18 protein-coding genes are annotated in these 15,500 nt (G+C 63.1%); 8 read left to right on the top strand and 10 right to left on the bottom strand.

Annotation, left to right across the window (positions count from 1 at the left end; all coding sequences use genetic code 11):
- Positions 1-35 precede the first annotated feature (35 nt).
- The 6 genes from M0639_RS23750 to M0639_RS23725 form a co-directional block, all read right to left on the bottom strand.
- Positions 36-224 carry a helix-turn-helix transcriptional regulator gene (locus M0639_RS23750; protein WP_003940277.1) on the bottom strand — a complete coding sequence of 63 codons (189 nt, stop codon included), beginning with the start codon at positions 222-224 and terminating at the stop codon, positions 36-38.
- Complete coding sequence (locus M0639_RS23745) at positions 224-643, bottom strand: hypothetical protein (protein WP_030535224.1); 420 nt, start codon at positions 641-643, stop codon at positions 224-226. The genes M0639_RS23750 and M0639_RS23745 overlap by 1 nt, the downstream gene beginning before the upstream one ends.
- A 90-nt stretch (positions 644-733) precedes the next feature.
- Positions 734-1,252, bottom strand: a complete 519-nt coding sequence (locus tag M0639_RS23740) for a GNAT family N-acetyltransferase (RefSeq protein ID WP_064073442.1) — start codon at positions 1,250-1,252, stop codon at positions 734-736.
- 19 nt (positions 1,253-1,271) lie between these two features.
- Positions 1,272-2,150 carry an SDR family oxidoreductase gene (locus M0639_RS23735; protein WP_064073441.1) on the bottom strand — a complete coding sequence of 293 codons (879 nt, stop codon included), beginning with the start codon at positions 2,148-2,150 and terminating at the stop codon, positions 1,272-1,274.
- Positions 2,147-3,679 (bottom strand): flavin-containing monooxygenase, encoded by a 1,533-nt coding sequence (locus M0639_RS23730; protein ID WP_064073440.1) that lies wholly within the window; start codon positions 3,677-3,679, stop codon positions 2,147-2,149. The genes M0639_RS23735 and M0639_RS23730 overlap by 4 nt, the downstream gene beginning before the upstream one ends.
- Positions 3,680-3,692: 13 nt before the next feature.
- Positions 3,693-4,697: a patatin-like phospholipase family protein gene (locus M0639_RS23725; RefSeq protein ID WP_064073439.1), complete on the bottom strand. Its 1,005-nt coding sequence runs from the start codon at positions 4,695-4,697 to the stop codon at positions 3,693-3,695.
- 130 nt (positions 4,698-4,827) lie between these two features.
- Here M0639_RS23725 and M0639_RS23720 point away from each other — a divergent pair, with 130 nt between their 5' ends.
- Positions 4,828-5,418 (top strand): TetR/AcrR family transcriptional regulator, encoded by a 591-nt coding sequence (locus tag M0639_RS23720; protein ID WP_030535226.1) that lies wholly within the window; start codon positions 4,828-4,830, stop codon positions 5,416-5,418.
- Here M0639_RS23720 and M0639_RS23715 read toward each other — a convergent pair.
- Positions 5,354-6,478 carry an alpha/beta hydrolase gene (locus M0639_RS23715; protein ID WP_228232235.1) on the bottom strand — a complete coding sequence of 375 codons (1,125 nt, stop codon included), beginning with the start codon at positions 6,476-6,478 and terminating at the stop codon, positions 5,354-5,356. The genes M0639_RS23720 and M0639_RS23715 overlap by 65 nt on opposite strands.
- 19 nt (positions 6,479-6,497) lie before the next feature.
- On the opposite strand from M0639_RS23715, the gene M0639_RS23710 reads away from it, so the two are divergent.
- From M0639_RS23710 to M0639_RS23700, 3 genes are read left to right on the top strand one after another with little or no spacing between them, the layout of a single operon-like run.
- Positions 6,498-7,262, top strand: coding sequence for an MBL fold metallo-hydrolase (locus tag M0639_RS23710; RefSeq protein ID WP_064073438.1), 765 nt, complete (start codon positions 6,498-6,500; stop codon positions 7,260-7,262).
- Complete coding sequence (locus tag M0639_RS23705) at positions 7,259-7,918, top strand: alpha/beta hydrolase family protein (protein ID WP_007733800.1); 660 nt, start codon at positions 7,259-7,261, stop codon at positions 7,916-7,918. The genes M0639_RS23710 and M0639_RS23705 overlap by 4 nt, the downstream gene beginning before the upstream one ends.
- 50 nt (positions 7,919-7,968) lie before the next feature.
- Positions 7,969-8,520 carry an SRPBCC family protein gene (locus tag M0639_RS23700; protein WP_064073437.1) on the top strand — a complete coding sequence of 184 codons (552 nt, stop codon included), beginning with the start codon at positions 7,969-7,971 and terminating at the stop codon, positions 8,518-8,520.
- Between the two features lie 4 nt (positions 8,521-8,524).
- Here M0639_RS23700 and M0639_RS23695 read toward each other — a convergent pair whose 3' ends face one another.
- Complete coding sequence (locus M0639_RS23695) at positions 8,525-9,595, bottom strand: LacI family DNA-binding transcriptional regulator (RefSeq protein WP_064073436.1); 1,071 nt, start codon at positions 9,593-9,595, stop codon at positions 8,525-8,527.
- 159 nt (positions 9,596-9,754) lie between these two features.
- On the opposite strand from M0639_RS23695, the gene M0639_RS23690 reads away from it, so the two are divergent.
- Together M0639_RS23690 and M0639_RS23685 are read left to right on the top strand one after the other, a co-directional pair.
- Positions 9,755-10,927 carry an acyl-CoA dehydrogenase family protein gene (locus tag M0639_RS23690; protein WP_003939770.1) on the top strand — a complete coding sequence of 391 codons (1,173 nt, stop codon included), beginning with the start codon at positions 9,755-9,757 and terminating at the stop codon, positions 10,925-10,927.
- Complete coding sequence (locus M0639_RS23685) at positions 10,924-12,072, top strand: CaiB/BaiF CoA transferase family protein (RefSeq protein WP_064073435.1); 1,149 nt, start codon at positions 10,924-10,926, stop codon at positions 12,070-12,072. Before M0639_RS23690 ends, M0639_RS23685 begins: the two co-directional genes overlap by 4 nt.
- 54 nt (positions 12,073-12,126) lie before the next feature.
- On the opposite strand, the gene M0639_RS23680 is transcribed toward M0639_RS23685, so the two are convergent.
- Positions 12,127-13,128, bottom strand: coding sequence for an NADP-dependent oxidoreductase (locus tag M0639_RS23680; RefSeq protein WP_064073434.1), 1,002 nt, complete (start codon positions 13,126-13,128; stop codon positions 12,127-12,129).
- Between the two features lie 111 nt (positions 13,129-13,239).
- Here M0639_RS23680 and M0639_RS23675 point away from each other — a divergent pair, with 111 nt between their 5' ends.
- Positions 13,240-14,163 (top strand): alpha/beta fold hydrolase, encoded by a 924-nt coding sequence (locus M0639_RS23675; RefSeq protein WP_082893091.1) that lies wholly within the window; start codon positions 13,240-13,242, stop codon positions 14,161-14,163.
- Positions 14,160-14,591, top strand: coding sequence for a nuclear transport factor 2 family protein (locus M0639_RS23670; RefSeq protein WP_054801481.1), 432 nt, complete (start codon positions 14,160-14,162; stop codon positions 14,589-14,591). The genes M0639_RS23675 and M0639_RS23670 overlap by 4 nt, the downstream gene beginning before the upstream one ends.
- Positions 14,592-14,609: 18 nt before the next feature.
- Here the strand turns inward: M0639_RS23670 and M0639_RS23665 are convergent, their stop codons facing one another.
- Complete coding sequence (locus M0639_RS23665; RefSeq protein WP_058037742.1) at positions 14,610-15,383, bottom strand: SDR family oxidoreductase; 774 nt, start codon at positions 15,381-15,383, stop codon at positions 14,610-14,612.
- Positions 15,384-15,500: the final 117 nt, after the last annotated feature.

Below are 15,500 nucleotides of genomic sequence, written 5' to 3'. Positions count from 1 at the left end.
CAGCTCGACTGATCTTCCGTCAGTTCGAGTCGGCGTCAGCTGGAGAAAATGTCGTCTACGCGTTTGTCGAAGTATTCGGCGATTCGGAACGCCAGCGACAGACGCGGGTCGAAGTGTCCCTTCTCGATCGAGATGACGGTCTGGCGTGTGATGCCGAGCGCGTCGGCGCACGCTTGCTGTGACAATCCGGCTGCCGTACGAAGTTCTTGAAGGTTGTTGCGCATCAGATCTCGTCAGATCTCGAATGTGGGGTGCGGTCCCTCGACACTGCCCAGTACCGGATTCCGAAGTCGGCCAGACCGAGGGCTGTAAACATTACGAGCGGCAGTTCGGGAGCGCCGAAGACATTGTGCGCGATCAGCGCGATCCCCATGGCAGTGATCAAGTCGGTGAACGCGCCGAAGCCGGCCTTGCGACTCCATTCTGTTTCGACGGTGTCCTCGGGGTAGGCGGGGGCCTTGTCGTTCTCCGATGGAAAAAGGGCCCACGCCGACCCGATACAAGCCGGTGCCATGACGATTGCGAAGACGATGAAGGCCAACGTCTTCCGATCATCGGCGGTCAATGCTGCAAAAAAGCTGAAGGCTAGCGTTGCTGCGACGCCGATACCGATGATCAGGCTCCACCGTGCCGTGGTGCTCATGAAGCCTCCCAGGTGTAAGAGTTCTTTGACATGCCTGAGCGTAGGTCTACGTGCGCTGGATGTCAAAGAACTCTTACATCGCGCTGAGGGTCAAGCGACCCCGAAAGGCGTTGCGTATGAAAACTTCCCCGTCTGATCGGGGCGGTGCGTGGTGAGGGTCCTGATCTGAAAGTGCTCGCCCCACTCGGCTTCCGGAGACTCGATCCCGGCGTCCGTGCTGGTGACGAACCCGAACTGCGGGTAGTACTCGGTGCTGCCCAGGAGGGCGAGCAGTGGCACGTCCAGAGCGTCGGACGCACCGATCACCGCGTGCATCAGCGCCGAACCGACGCCGCTGCGTTGGTTGTCCGGTGTGACTGCCAACGGGCCGAGGCCAACCGCCTCAACGGGACCGACCCATCCGCGTGTTCCGATTACGAAACCAACGATCTCATCACCGGCGACGGCGACAAGGGACAACTTCGGTAAGTAGTCGTTCGAGGCGAAGAGCTGACGTGTCAGTTCGATCTCGTAGGGAGACTCGCCGGGCGGCGCTTGGTCGGCAAACGCCGCCCCGAGCAGTGAATAGATTGCGTCACGGTCGGAAGAAGTTTCGCGGCGGATGTACATGGCCACGAAACTACCCGCTTCATCTCCGATCGTGCTCCTCGTTTTCGGCCTGACGTGCCACTCGCTTTTCGTAGTCCGCACGCCCGTTCGGATCTACCGATGTCAGCGCGCGGCGATCGTCGATCACCCGGCGTCCGATGTTTATCATCCATTCGGGTACTACAGCGTCGATGAGGTCCCAGCCCGCAAGGTAACGCGGAACAGTAGTTTCGGCTCGCCGGTGCGCGACCGTGTCGACGACAGCTTTGGCCACGACCTCGGGTTCAACCGTCGGCATGCCCTTTCCGAGTGGCACACCGGAGGAGAGCCCGGTGCGCACCGCGCTGGGCAGGATGGCGCTGACGCTGACGCCGGAATCTGCGAATTCGACACGAGCAGAGGCGGAAAGGCCCACCGCACCGAACTTGCTTGCGTTGTACACGGCCATTCCTGGCACCGGTAGCTTGCCTGCCATGGATGCGATGTTGACGACGTGGCCGCGTCGCCGATCCACCATGCCGGGCAGCACGGTGCGCATCCCGTGAATCGGGCCCCAGACATTGACGTCGAGGGTTACTCGACTGGTGGCGTCGGACTCGTCGAGGAAGCTGCCGAGCGGCATCACGCCCGCATTGTTGACCAGAATGTCGATGTGACCGAATCCGCCGATCACTGTGGAGACGAACACATCCCAGGATTCGCGTGAGGTGACGTCCAGAGCGTACCCGCGGGCCCGTGCGCCGATGGATGCGGCGGTGTCGACGGCCGTCTCCTCGTCGAGGTCGCCGACGCAGACGAGTGCGCCGCGAGCTGCGAACAACTCCGCTGTGGCCCGGCCGATTCCGCGGCCACCTCCGGAGATGACGACGACTGCTCCGTCGAGATCGATCGGCGGGTAGGTGGTGCCGAAAAGGCTCATGTGGTGTACTCCGGTTCGGGGGTGGTGGTGGGCTCAGCGGCGGTGTCGTCTGACGCAGGGTTGTCGGACAGCGTGTGGTTGTAGGCGTATGGATCGAAGGCCCGTAGCCGTCGACGCATGGCTCCTGACGACCACGGCCAGTTGAAGCTGTTGCGGCCGTTGACGTCGAAGAAATAGCTTTCGCAACCACCGGCGTTGTAGACCGTGGTACCCAATGCCTCCTGAACTTGAGAGTTGAAGGCTGCCTGTACTTCCGGGCGCACGTCGATGGTTTTCCAGCCGTGCCGACGAGCGTGGCCGATCGCCTGTGCCACATAGTTCAGTTGGGCTTCCAGAATCATGAAGGCCGACGTGTGTCCGGTGCCGAGGCTCGGGCCCAGCAGAAAGAACGCGTTGGGGAATCCGCTGACGGCGGAACCGAAGTACGCCCGCGGGCTTCCCTGCCAATGATCGTCGAGTGATCGACCTTCTCCGTCGAATACCTTTGATGCAATGGGCATGTCGAGGATGTGGAAGCCCGTTCCGAAGATGATCGCGTCCACTTCCGATTCCACTCCGTCGGCTCCGATCACGGTGTTGCCGTGGATCTCTTCGACTGCGTTGGCATGGACGGTCACGTTGGGTCTGCCGAGGGCCGGGTAGTACGAGTTCGACATGAGTAGTCGCTTGCAACCGAGGGTGTAGTCGGGAGTCAGCGCCTTGCGTAGCTTCGGATCGCGCACCTGCAAGCGCAATTGGGCCGACCCGAGTTTCTGCACGATACGCAGGATCCACGGATTGCGGAACCCCAATCCAAGCGCTTCCATGATTCCGTATTCGATGCTGCGTAGAGCCTTGTGCGCTCCCGGTACGAATCGCATGACGGACCTTTCGATCCGCGGTACGTAGTGATCGGGTTTGGGAAGGACCCATTGAGCGGTGCGTTGGTAAAGGTGAAGGGCGGACACGTCGGAGACGATGCGCGGCACGAATTGGACTGCGGAAGCGCCGGTACCTACGACGGCGACGCGCTTTCCGATCAAGTCGTAGTCGTGATTCCACTGCGAGGAATGAAACACCTCGCCCTCGAACGTTTCCAGCCCGGGGATCGCCGGCGTCAAGGGTTCGTTCCACGGGCCGGCGGCGGCTATCACGAAACGAGCAGTGAGTTCACCGCTGGAAGTTGTGATTTTCCAGAGTGATTGCGATGCGTCCCACTGTGCGGAGAGCATTTCGACCCCGAAGCGAACGTGCTTGTCGACCCCGTGGCGGACGGCCGTGTCCTCGATGTACTCGCGGATCTCCGGCTGCTCCGCGAACAGTCGGGTCCAATCCGGATTGGCGGCAAAGGAATACGAGTACAGGCCGGACGGGACGTCGCAGGCGCAACCGGGATAGGTGTTGGCGCGCCAGGTGCCGCCGAGGGAGTCCGCTTTCTCGAGCAGGACAAAATTGTCGATCCCGAGGCGCTGCAGGTGAATTGCTGCACCGATCCCGGAGATCCCGCCACCGATGATCACGACCTCGAAGTGGTCAGTTCTGTTGTTCACTGAGTCTGCGCTTTCACTGGTGGGACGGGGTGGAGTGGAACGGGCGCGCATCGAGTTCGCGTTTCACGCTCGCAGGTGTTGTACGTAGGGATGATTCGAAGGTGGCGAGCCGCCGTCGGCCGTCCATGAAGTTGGCGCCCATGACGGCGAGATCGTCGTCGGTGGCGTCTATGCGCAAGACCCTGGTTCCCGCAGCGCGCACCAGTTCGATTTCCCGGTCGAGGCCCTTGGACATGGAGTTCCGCAGGGCGCCGCGTTCGATACGGGCGGCGCCGCGCGCCGGCTTCAGTGTTCGAGATGCCATGGGCGCCAGTACAACCAGCTCGTCGAGTTCGAGGGGGAGCAGGAGGTCTACCGATGCCGTGGACGCCGCGCCGCCGTCGATGTACCTGACGCCGTCGATGGTGACAGGTGGGAACCAGCCGGGAATCGCCCAAGACGCTCGAAGCGCTTCACCGACTGTCGCTTTCGGAGCCCCCTGTGCCCCGAACGCGACCCGTCGCCCGGTTCTGTAGTCCATGGATACCATGTACGCGCACGGATGTGGGAGCCACGAATCGCCAGGGGCAAGAGATTCGGCGAGCGTGGTGAGCCAGGACGGGTCGCCGCCACCAGGCGGTGCGATACCGCTCATCCGGCTCAGAACGGGAAGATCTCGACGCGTCACCAGTCGTGGATTGCCGATCCCCAAACTCGGAAGTGGCGGGATTCTTCCGGGCGCCGATGCTGTGTGGGCGAGGAGTTCGGGACGTGCGGCGGGCTCTCCGAGTTGCATGGCTACCAACTCGTCGACGCCGACTCCGCTGCCGAGCATTGTCACGAACTCGGCTCCGGCGGACGTGCCGATGATGGCGGTGGCTTCGCGGGGATCCCAGTCGAGGGCGTCCCGAACCGAGGCGAGGGCAGCAACGGTCCAGGCGAAGCCGAGGGTGCCGCCGCATCCGATTGCCAATCCCCGTCTAGGCGCGCTGTGTCGTCCGGACCCGGGCGCGGTGGTGCCGGTCACTTCTGAAGTCATATTTCGGAGACTATCAGTATCTGAATAACGTGGGTACCCCAAATTGGGGTTTCGGGAGTGCGCCTGCGATGCGCTTCCGGTATTCGGCTACCGTTGGAATCTCGATACTCAGAACCGCGAGGAGGTTCCGATGGCGCGATTGACCAGGCAGGAAGCGCAGGCGATGACCCGCGAGACCTTGTTGGCGACGGCCGTCGAACATTTCCTCGATCGCGGGTACGCCGCCGCGTCGCTCGATCAGATCGCTGAGGATGCCGGTTATTCCAAAGGTGCGGTGTACTCGAACTTCAAGAACAAGGACGAGTTGTGCGCCGAGGTGCTCGGCCGAATCAGGTTGACCAAGGTCGGCGAGATCACCTCACAGCTCGGAGCCAATTCGACGCTCGACGACGCGGTGGCCGAGTTCGCGCGATGGGCCGAGCGAACCATCGGGGACAAGAGATGGACGTTGCTCGAAGTCGAGTTCTCGGTGCGATCGCGGCACAGCGAAGAGATCCGCGAAAAGATCGCGACGGGTGCCGATCAGGTGCGCGGATTGATTGCCGGAGTGGTGCAACATCTTGCCGAGTCCAACGGCGTGACGCCGGCACTGGACCCGAACGCCGCGGCACTGCGCATACTCAGCGTCGGAATCGGTTTGGGGCTACAGCGTGCGATCAGCCCTGAGCTGCCGGTTGATCCGCTGGTGGATACGTTGCGGGAGATTTTGCTGGGTGGGTGAGTAGAACGCGGAGCATTCCGCCGATCTCGGCGACGGCGGTGCGCGAACCCACGCTCGGTCCCAGAACGTTGACGAAGCCGTGGATGAACCCGCGATAGCGTCGATCGGTCACGTGAACACCGTTGTCGCGCAATCGAGCTGCGTAGGCTTCGCCTTCGTCCCGGAGTGGATCGAATCCCGCCGTGATCACGATGGCCGGCGGCAGTCCGGTCGCGTCGGGGGCGCGTAGCGGCGACACCATCGGATCGAGTCGATCGGCATTGCTGCCGAGGAAGCTGGACTCGTAGAAGTTCATGTTGGCCTCGGTCAGGAAGAAACCTTCACCGAACGTCGTTCGCGAGGGGGCCTTCTCGTGAAAGTCGGTCGCGGGGTAGATCAACAGCTGCGCCGCCGGTGGGGTCTTGCCGTCGTCGCGGGCACGCAGCGCGACCGTTGCGGAAAGATGCCCGCCCGCGCTGTCGCCCCCGACAGCGATGCGCGTCGGGTCTGCGCAGAACTCGTCGGCGCGGTCGACGATATCGAGGTAGGCGGCGTAGGCATCGTGTACCGGTGTGGGGAAAGCGAATTCGGGTGAGAGCCGGTAGTCGACCGAGATGACCCGTGCGCCGGAGGTTTCGGCCAACAGGCGGCACGGGGCATCGTGGGATTCGATGCTGCCCTGTACCCACCCGCCGCCGTGGAAGTAGACGAGCAGAGCGCCGGTGTCGGCTGTCGGGACGTAGAGCCGGGCGCGAAGCGGGCCGTCGGCACCCGAAACGGAGATCTCCTCGGTGTGGACGGGCGTGGGCCTGCCGCCCATCATGATCGCGGTTCGGGTGAGATTGGCGCGAGCAGCGGCGAGTGACTGGGGATCGGTTGAATGCGAGGGGAGTGGCCGCGTCTTCGCGAGCGTGAGCAGAAGGTGTGCGTCGGCGTCGAGCGTGTTGCCCTCGATGACGACGGGTGGTCCGGTGATTCGACGTTTCACCGCGCTGGGCAGTGCGAATGCGGCTGCCACCAAGGATGCTTCGGCGCGATCTCGAATGCTGCGGCTGCTGGCCTGCTTCACGGATTCCGACACGTGGCGCAGACTACCAAGCATGACTACTGCGGCACTGTCGATCACGCAGATCGAGAACACACATCTGGTTCGGTGCGGTCACGTCAATTGGGTCCTGGTCGAAGAGGGGTCCGATCTGACCTTGATCGACGGCGGATATCCGGCCAACGGCACCGACGTCGAACGCTCGATCGAACAGATCGGTCACCAGCTCGGGGATGTTCGGGCAATTCTCGTCACTCACGCGCACATCGATCACATCGGTGGGATCGCGGACATCGTGACTCGGCTCGAGGTTCCGGTCCTGATGGATCCGTTGGAAGTGCCGCATGCGAAGAGGGAGTATCTGCAACAGTTGTCGCCGGCCGGAGTTCCGTTGCTGTTGTGGCGGCGAGGTGCTCCGAAATGGCTTCGCGACGTGATCGGAGTCGGCGCGTTGAAAGGTGCGGAACTGCCTCGGGCACAGTCCTTTGCGTCCGGTGGTGCGCTGGACGTTCCCGGTCGGATCGTGCCGATTCCCACTCATGGGCATACCGACGGCCACAGCGCTTACCTTGTTCCCGACGCAGGAGTGATCGCGTCGGGTGACGCTCTGGTGACCGGACACGCGACGTCGAGTGTCGCCGGACCACAATTTCTGGTGTGCCCCTTCAATCATGACCGTGAAGCGACCGACCAGGCGTTGGACAATATCGCCGGTGCACCTGCCGGCGTGCTGTTTCCCGGACACGGTCCGGTTTACGAGGGCAGCATGACTGCCGCGGTCGAACAGGCCCGAGCGGGTCGGACAAGGATGCGTCCATGACTACTGTCGAAACGGTCGACGAAGGTGCGGTGCACGGTTTCCTTCATCGACCTGCTTCTGTGTCCTTCGCGTCGCCCGTCGCCACGCTTGCACTGACTCACGGCGCAGGAAGTAACTGCGACACCGTGCTGTTGCGTGCTGTTGCCGACGGCTTTGCTGCGGCAGGAGTGCAAGTTCTGCGCTTCGATCTCGCGTTTCGGGTGCGTCGAGCTTCGGGGCCTCCGCATCCGTCGCGTGCTGCGGAGGATCGCGCGGGCATTGCCGAGGTGATTGCTGCTGTTCGCAAGGACTACTCGGTGCCCGGACCCGTTCTGCTCGGCGGACATTCGTACGGCGGTCGGCAGGCGTCGATGCTTGCGGCGGAGAACCCGGGACTTGTCGACGGCCTGGTCCTTCTCTCCTATCCACTGCATCCACCGAAGAAGCCCGAGAAGCTCAGAACCGAACACCTGCCCGAACTGAACACACCGACCGTTGTCGTCCACGGTTCGAAGGACGAGTTCGCGACAACGGAGGAGATGCGGGCAGCACTCGCCTTGATTCCCGCCGCGACGCGTCTGGTGGAGTTCGAAGGAGCTCGACACGACTTGTCCGTGGTGAAATTTCCGGTGGTGGAGGAGACAATCGCGGCCGCATCGGCGGTGTTTGCGTTCTGAACGCCGAGCGGGCGGTTGCCCGTGTCGGTGGTTCCTGGTGAGATCGAACCATGAGTGCCCAGCCGTATCAGCCCAGTGCCCTGTCCGACGTCACGGTGAGCGTCGACGGTGACGACACAGTCGTCAGCTTTCCTCGGGTGCTGCCGTATTCCGTCGAGAAGATGTGGGAGGCGATCACCGACCCGGAGATGTTGGCGCAATGGACGCCGTACACCGCCGATCGGAATCTGAGCCGTACCGGTGATGCGGTGATCACCATGCTCACCGAGGACGGCGCCCCCGAAATGTCGCTGCCGGTCACCGTTCACGTCGTGGAGACCACTCGGCGGCTCGAACACGAGTGGGGCCCGGACGAATTGGTGTGGGACCTGACCCCGATCGAAGGCGGTACCCGCGTCGTGCTGACGCAGAGGTCGCGCGCCGAGGGGATGGCGTCGGCGCTCGCTGCGGGGTGGCATCTGTGCTTCGACGTACTCGATGCCCTTCTGGCAGGCGAGCCCTTCGGGCCGATCGTGGGTGAACGGGCGCGCGAGTACGGCTGGGACGCACTCAACTCCGGTTACGCGCGACAGTTGGGCATCGACGAATCTCAGGTCTGGTAGCTGCTCAGAGTTTGTGACTGGCAGGCTTTCTGGTGGAGGCTCGCGCGATCAGTTCGACGGGAAGCTTCACGGATTCGACGTTCTTGCCGGAGATCAGTGCGAGTAGGTGCTCGAGCCCGGTCGCACCGATCTTTCGGGCGGGGGACCTGACCGTCGTCAGGGGCACCGGGAGTTGGGAGACAACCGGAATGTCGTTGTAGCCGACCAACGCAAGATCGTCGGGAATGCTCAACCCGAGATCACGGGCCACACCGAGTACGCCGATCGCGATGGTGTCGCTCACCGTGAAAACGGCGTCAGGGCGCGTGTTCCCGCTGAGCAGTGTGGCAGCCGCATCGACACCCCCTTGAACTTCGAACTCGGAGGCCACTATTCGGTTCGGCGGCAGTTCCAGACCGGCTTCGGCCAGGGCATCGCGGAAACCCGCGACGCGTTCCCGCGACGTGCTGGCGTGATCCGGCCCCGCGATCACTCCGAGATCGCGATAGCCGCAGTCCAGTAGATGCTTCCCCGCGAGGTAGCCGCCGAGGCGGTCGTCGCCGCTGACAAAGGGAAGGCTTCGGTTGACGGATGACGTCGCCGAGTCGATGTGCCGGTTCAGCAGCAGGATCGGCAGTGAGCGCAGGGGGAGCGAGTCGACGAAATCGGTACCCGGCAGGTGGATGCTGCTCAGCATGAGACCGTCGACCTGTCGGCTCACCAGGAACTCGACCGCTTTGCGTTGCGCTTCCAGATCGTCGGGCGGGCTGGAGAGCAAGACGGAGTACCCGGCTGCGGTGGCGGCTTCCTCGATGCCTTGGAACATGGTGGCCACTACAACGTCTGTCAGTCTCGGCATCACGACGCCGATAGTGGTGGTCTTGCGGGTACGCAGGCTGGCCGCCCACAGGTTCGGTTGGTAACCGAGTTCCTCGGCAACCTGACGAACTCGGAGTGCGGAGTCGGACCAACCGTCGGCGGGCTCGGGCTGACGGAGGACCCGCGACGCCGTCGAGATGTGGACCCCGGCCTGGTCGGCGATTTCGCGCAGCGTCGGCGGACGGCCGTTGCTGCGGTTCGACGGATCGGGCGTCATCTGCGTCGTGGCTCCTGGTCTGCGTCGGTTCTGAGTTGGTTCGGTGTCGGTCGGCAGTTCGGGGATTGACGGGTGCGCAACCGGGCTCTATTCTAGGCGATGCAAACGATTGCGCAATCGTTCTCGCAAAGGATTGCGCCCGAGAACACTGGAGGCCCCGTGACCACGCCGCAGTCCCTGTCCGAGCTTTTTGCCATCGACACCCTGCTGGACGCCGAGGAGATCGCGATCCGCGACACGGTCCGCAAGATGGTCGACGATCGCATTCGCCCGCACGTAGGTGAATGGTTCGAAGCGGCAGCACTGCCGGCTCGTGAGCTGGCCAAGGAACTGGGCGCGCTCGGCGTACTGGGCATGCACCTCGAGGGCTACGGCTGTGCCGGGATGAGCGCCACGGCGTACGGGTTGGCCTGCCAGGAACTCGAAGCTGTCGATTCGGGCATTCGCAGCCTCGTCTCGGTCCAGGGCTCGCTCGCCATGTTCGCGATCCACCACAACGGAAGTGAAGAGCAGAAGGAAGAATGGCTCCCGCGAATGGCGGCGGGTGAAGCCATCGGCTGCTTCGGTCTCACGGAACCCGATTTCGGATCCAACCCCGGCGGTATGCGAACCAACGCCAAGCGCGACGGCGACGACTGGATCCTCAACGGCACCAAGATGTGGATCACCAACGGCTCCATCGCGGACGTCGCCGTGGTCTGGGCTCGAACCGACGACGGCGTGCGCGGATTTGTCGTTCCCACCGACACTCCGGGATTCTCCGCCCCCGAGATCAAGAACAAGATGTCGCTCCGGGCGTCGGTCACCTCGGAACTGGTGCTCGAGGACGTGCGTCTGCCTGCCTCGGCGATGCTGCCCAAGGCTCGCGGACTGTCCGGCCCGCTCGGCTGCCTCAACGAGGCACGCTTCGGCATCATCTTCGGGGCAATGGGTGCAGCACGTGACTGCCTCGAGACTGCGATCTCATATGCACGTGATCGCAAGGTCTTCGACAAGTCGCTCGCCGCGTATCAGATCACCCAGGCCAAGATCGCCGACATGGCAGTCGAATTGGGCAAGGGGCAGTTGCTCGCCATCCACCTCGGGCGCCTCAAGGACGCCGGGACGGTTCGCCCCGAGCAGGTCAGCACCGGCAAGCTCAACAATGTCCGCGAGGCCATCAAGATCGCCCGTGAATGCCGAACCATTCTGGGCGCCAACGGCATCACGCTCGAGTACCCCGTGATCCGGCACGCCAACAACCTCGAATCCGTTCTCACCTACGAGGGCACGTCCGAGGTTCACCAGCTCGTGATCGGCCGCGCTCTCACCGGTGAAGAAGCTTTCCGGTGACGGCAGACGCTGTCGGAGCGCTCGACGGGTTGGTGATCGCTGATTTCGGCCGCGTCCTCGCCGGTCCGTACGCCACGATGATTCTCGCCGACCTGGGTGCCGAGGTCGTCAAGATCGAGCGGCCGGGTGTCGGGGACGACACTCGCAGCTGGGGCCCACCGTGGGTGGGGGACGAGTCGAGCTACTTTCTGTCGGTGAACCGTAACAAGAAGTCGGTCACTCTGGACCTGCGCGAGCGCGAGGATCTGGAGAGTGCACGCGAGCTGGTTCGCAATGCGGACGTCGTGGTGCAGAACTTCCTGCCGGGAACGATGGACCGTCTGGGGCTGGGCTACGACGCTGTCCGAGAAATGAATCCGCGTGCGGTCTACTGCTCGATCAGCGGCTTCGGTGGCAACAACTCTCTGCCGGGATACGACCTGTTGATTCAGGCGGTCGGCGGATTGATGAGTATCACCGGACCCGATCCCAAGACTCCCACCAAGGTCGGTGTCGCGGTGGTCGACGTCATCACCGGCCTGCATGCCAGCGTGGGAATCCTTGCAGCGCTGCGCCATCGCGATCGCACAGGCGAAGGGCAGCACGTCGAGGTCAATCTGTTGTCCTCGTTGCTGTCCGCACTGGCCAACCAGTCGTCCGGCTACGTGGCCGCGGGCGTGGTGCCGCAGGCAATGGGCAACCGGCATCCGAGCATCGCACCATACGAGGTATTCGACACCGCGGACCGTCCGCTGGTCCTCGCGGTCGGCAATGATCGGCAATTCAGTTCGTTGACAGAGGTTCTCGGAGTTTCCGAACTTGCCGCTGATGCGCGTTTCGCGTCCAACAGCGACAGGGTTGCGCATCGAGAAGAACTGTTCGACGCCGTCACTGCTGCATTGGCCAAGTGCTCTGCGGACTCGTGGTTCGAGGCACTGACCGAGCGAGGTGTTCCGTGTGGGCCTCTCAACGACATCGCCGACGCGATAGCGCTGGCGGAACGGCTGAATCTCGATCCGGTGGTGTCCATCGACGATCCGCGTCGCGATGCACCGACTCGGCAGGTAGCCAATCCGATTCGGATGAGCGGTACGCCGGCAACCTATCGGTCGGCCCCGCCGCGGTTGGGTGAGGACAGCGTTCCCACTCCGTCCGGAGTCAGTTGACCCAAGCGAATCGGCCACCGGAATACCGGTGGCCGATCTGCGTGTGTGGCCGACTCAGCTGACCTTCAGGACCAGCTTTCCGGTGTTCGCTCCGGCGAAGAGAAGATTGAGGCTGTTGCCGAACTCGTCGATACCGCCGTCGACGACGTGCTCGCGAGCAGTCAATTCGCCACTCTCGATCCACTTTCCGATCTGCTCTTGTGCTTCTGCGTAGCGGTCGAGGTAGTCGAAGACCACGAAGCCGGCCATCGTGGCGCGGTTGACGAGAAGTGACAGGTAGTGAGCAGGGCCTGGCTGAGGTTCGGTGGCGTTGTAGCCCGCGATGGCGCCGCAGATGACCACCCGAGCGCCGAGGCGCAGACGGGAGAGAGCGGCGTCGAGAATTTCTCCGCCGACGTTGTCGAAGTACACGTCGATACCGTCGGGAGCGTTGGACTTGAGCGCCTTGTATACGGATTCGTTCTTGTAGTCGATGGCGACATCGAAGCCGAGGTCCTCGGTGAGCCACGCGCACTTCTCCGGACCGCCGGCGATGCCGATGACCTTGCATCCGTGAAGCTTTGCGATCTGGCCGACCAGACTGCCGACCGCACCCGCGGCACCGGACACGACGACGGTGTCACCGTCTTTCAGCTTTCCGACGTCGAGTAATCCGAAATACGCAGTGACGCCGGGGAAACCGAGAGCGCCGAGCCAGGTCGGTAGGGGAGCGATCGATTCGTCGACCCGAGTGACGTCTGTACCGTCGGAAACGCCGTACTCGGAAGCGCCGAAGGATCCGGCCACGATGTCCCCGACCTGGTAATCGGGGTGCTGTGATTCGGTGATGCGTCCGACGCCGTGGGCGCGCATGACGGAACCGAGCTTGACCGGCGGAACGTACGACTTGACGTCGTTGAGCCAACCGCGCATCGCGGGGTCGAGGGAGAGGTATTCGACCTTGACGACAAACTCGCCCGGTCCGGCGGACGGGATCTCGGCATCGACGTATTCCCAGGTGGAAGCGTCGGGAAGTCCTGTCGGGCGGGCGGCGAGGCGTACTTGGCGGTTGGTCATCTCTCCCCTTCGGCGAAACGAATTGAACTTGAGGCCGGATTCAATATAGGTGATGGATCACGAACTGGGAAGAGTTGGATGAACCGATTGACGACTATGTATGTTCGATCGATGAGCAATGTGGTCGAAGACGCGCCTGGTTGGTTCACTCGGGCGTTGGCAGCGCCGGTCGAGACGGGGTCGGTGGAGGTCGAGGGTGCCTCGGTGCACTTTCGGGCTTGGGGGCCGGCGGGGCCGGGAATCGTGCTGATTCACGGCGGCGCCGCCCACAGTCGCTGGTGGGATCACATTGCGCCGCAGTTCGCCGAGGGGCGCCGCGTCGTCGCTCTCGACTTGACGGGCCACGGCGACAGTCACACTCGCGACGCCTACGCGATGTCCCAGTGGGCTCGCGAGGTGCTGGCGGCGGCCGAGGCAGGGGGAATCGACGGCAAGCCGATTCTGGTGGGGCACAGTATGGGTGGGATTGTTTCTTTCGTGGCCTCGCATCTGCATGGCGAACTGTTGGACGGGGTTGTCATCATCGATTCTCCGCTCAAGGCGCGTACGCCCGAAGAGGAGGCAGCTCGACGCCAGAATGCGTTCGGCCCCAAGAAGGTTTATCCCACCAGGGAAGACGCGATGGGCCGGTTCCGCTTCGTTCCGCCGCAGGATTCGGGTCTGGCTGCGGTGCGTGACCATGTGGCGGCCACGTCGATGGAGGAAGTCGAGGGCGGTTGGTCCTGGAAGTTCGATCCGAATTTCTTTCTCCGAGTAGGCGCCGAAGATGTTCTCGACAGTGAACCACGTTGCCGCGCAGCCTATTTCCGAGCCGAGAACGGTATCGTGTCCGATCGACTCATGGAGCACATGCGCGGATTGTTCGGGCCGGAGGCCATCGTGGCGGAGATTCCCGAAGCCGGACATCACGTCATGATCGATCAGCCGTTGCAACTCGTGACCGGGGTGCGAACTGTGTTGAGTGCGTGGTCCGTCGCAAGTCAAGTGCCGGTAGAACAAGCGGCAGGTAACGTCGAGGGAAGGGTAGAAGCATGAGCACGGAATTGACGCTCGAACCGAAAGTCGAAGCTGCACTGAAGTTGTGGCACACCATGATCGAAACCGGCGATCTGTCGGCGCTACCGACGATCGTCGCGCCCGACGCGCAGTTCCGATCGCCCACGGGATTCAAGCCGTACCAGTCCGCGGATGCCGTTGTGCTCATTCTCGATACGGTGATCCAGGTGTTCGAGAACTTCGAGTACCACCGTCAGTTCGCCGGAGCCAACGGTCGGCAGGTCGTGCTCGAATTCAGTGCGAACATCGGCGACAAGAGTCTCAAGGGAATCGACATGGTCGAATTCGACGAGGACGGCAAGATCGTCGATTTCGAGGTCATGGTGCGTCCGGCCAGCGGGCTCGCGGCTTTGGCTGCCGAAATGGGTAAGAGGCTCGGGCAGACGCTACCGACCTACAAAGCCTGAACTGAGTCCGGCCAAGGCTCAGTTCGTACTGAATCCGCCGTTGGAGTGAAGGAGTTGTCCCGTAATCCAGCCTCCGGCGTCGGACATCAGAAACCGAACGAGGTTTGCAGTGTCGCCGGGAGTACCCAGCCGGCCGGCAGGAGTCTGGAGGGTTGTGGCCTGTCTGATCTCGGGTGTCATCCATCCTGTGTCGATAGGTCCTGGGTTGACGACGTTGGCTCGTATGCCGCGTGATCCAAGTTCGACTGCGGCGGCGATGACGATGCGGTCGAGAGCGCCCTTGCTGGCCCCGTACGGAAGATTGTGGGCCGCATGGTCGCTGGTGAGTGCGATGATCCGCCCGGCCACCTGACTGACGTCGCGCTGTTCCGGAAGCCGTTCAGCGAACGCTTTGATCAGCAGCCAGGAGGCGCGAGTGTTGACGGCGAAATGTCGTTCCCAGCTCTCGACGGTGGTATCGAGGATCGAGCTGTCGACGCTTTCGCAATGTGAGAGCACCAGCCCACGGAGGTCGTTCCGCGCTGCGGCAGCGTCAACGAGCTGATCGGCCACGTCGGGCGAGGCCAGATCTCCGGGAACGAGGTCGACACGGCTTCCGAGTGCGCGACACTTCTCGGCAATGTCTTGCGGATCGTGCGCTCCGCGCCCGAACCCGACGCGTTCGTCGTAAGGCTCCCAGTAGCCGATAGCCAGATCCCAACCATCCTCGGCAAGGCCCAATGCGAGGCCCGCTCCGATCGACTTGCTCCGACCGACACCGGTGATCAATACGGTCCCGCGCTTGTCAGACACTGCTCGCCTCCAGAGATGTCCTGCAATTCAAATGGGGTGAGGTCACTTCAGATGGAAGCATCACTGTAGCGGGCGAGCTGTCGCCTGTATCGAGCGAGCTGTCGCCGTGCCTCGACC

This window comes from Rhodococcus qingshengii JCM 15477, assembly GCF_023221595.1.
Classification (GTDB): Bacteria; Actinomycetota; Actinomycetes; order Mycobacteriales; family Mycobacteriaceae; genus Rhodococcus_F; species Rhodococcus_F qingshengii.
This window is presented reverse-complemented; position numbering and strand designations above follow the sequence as displayed.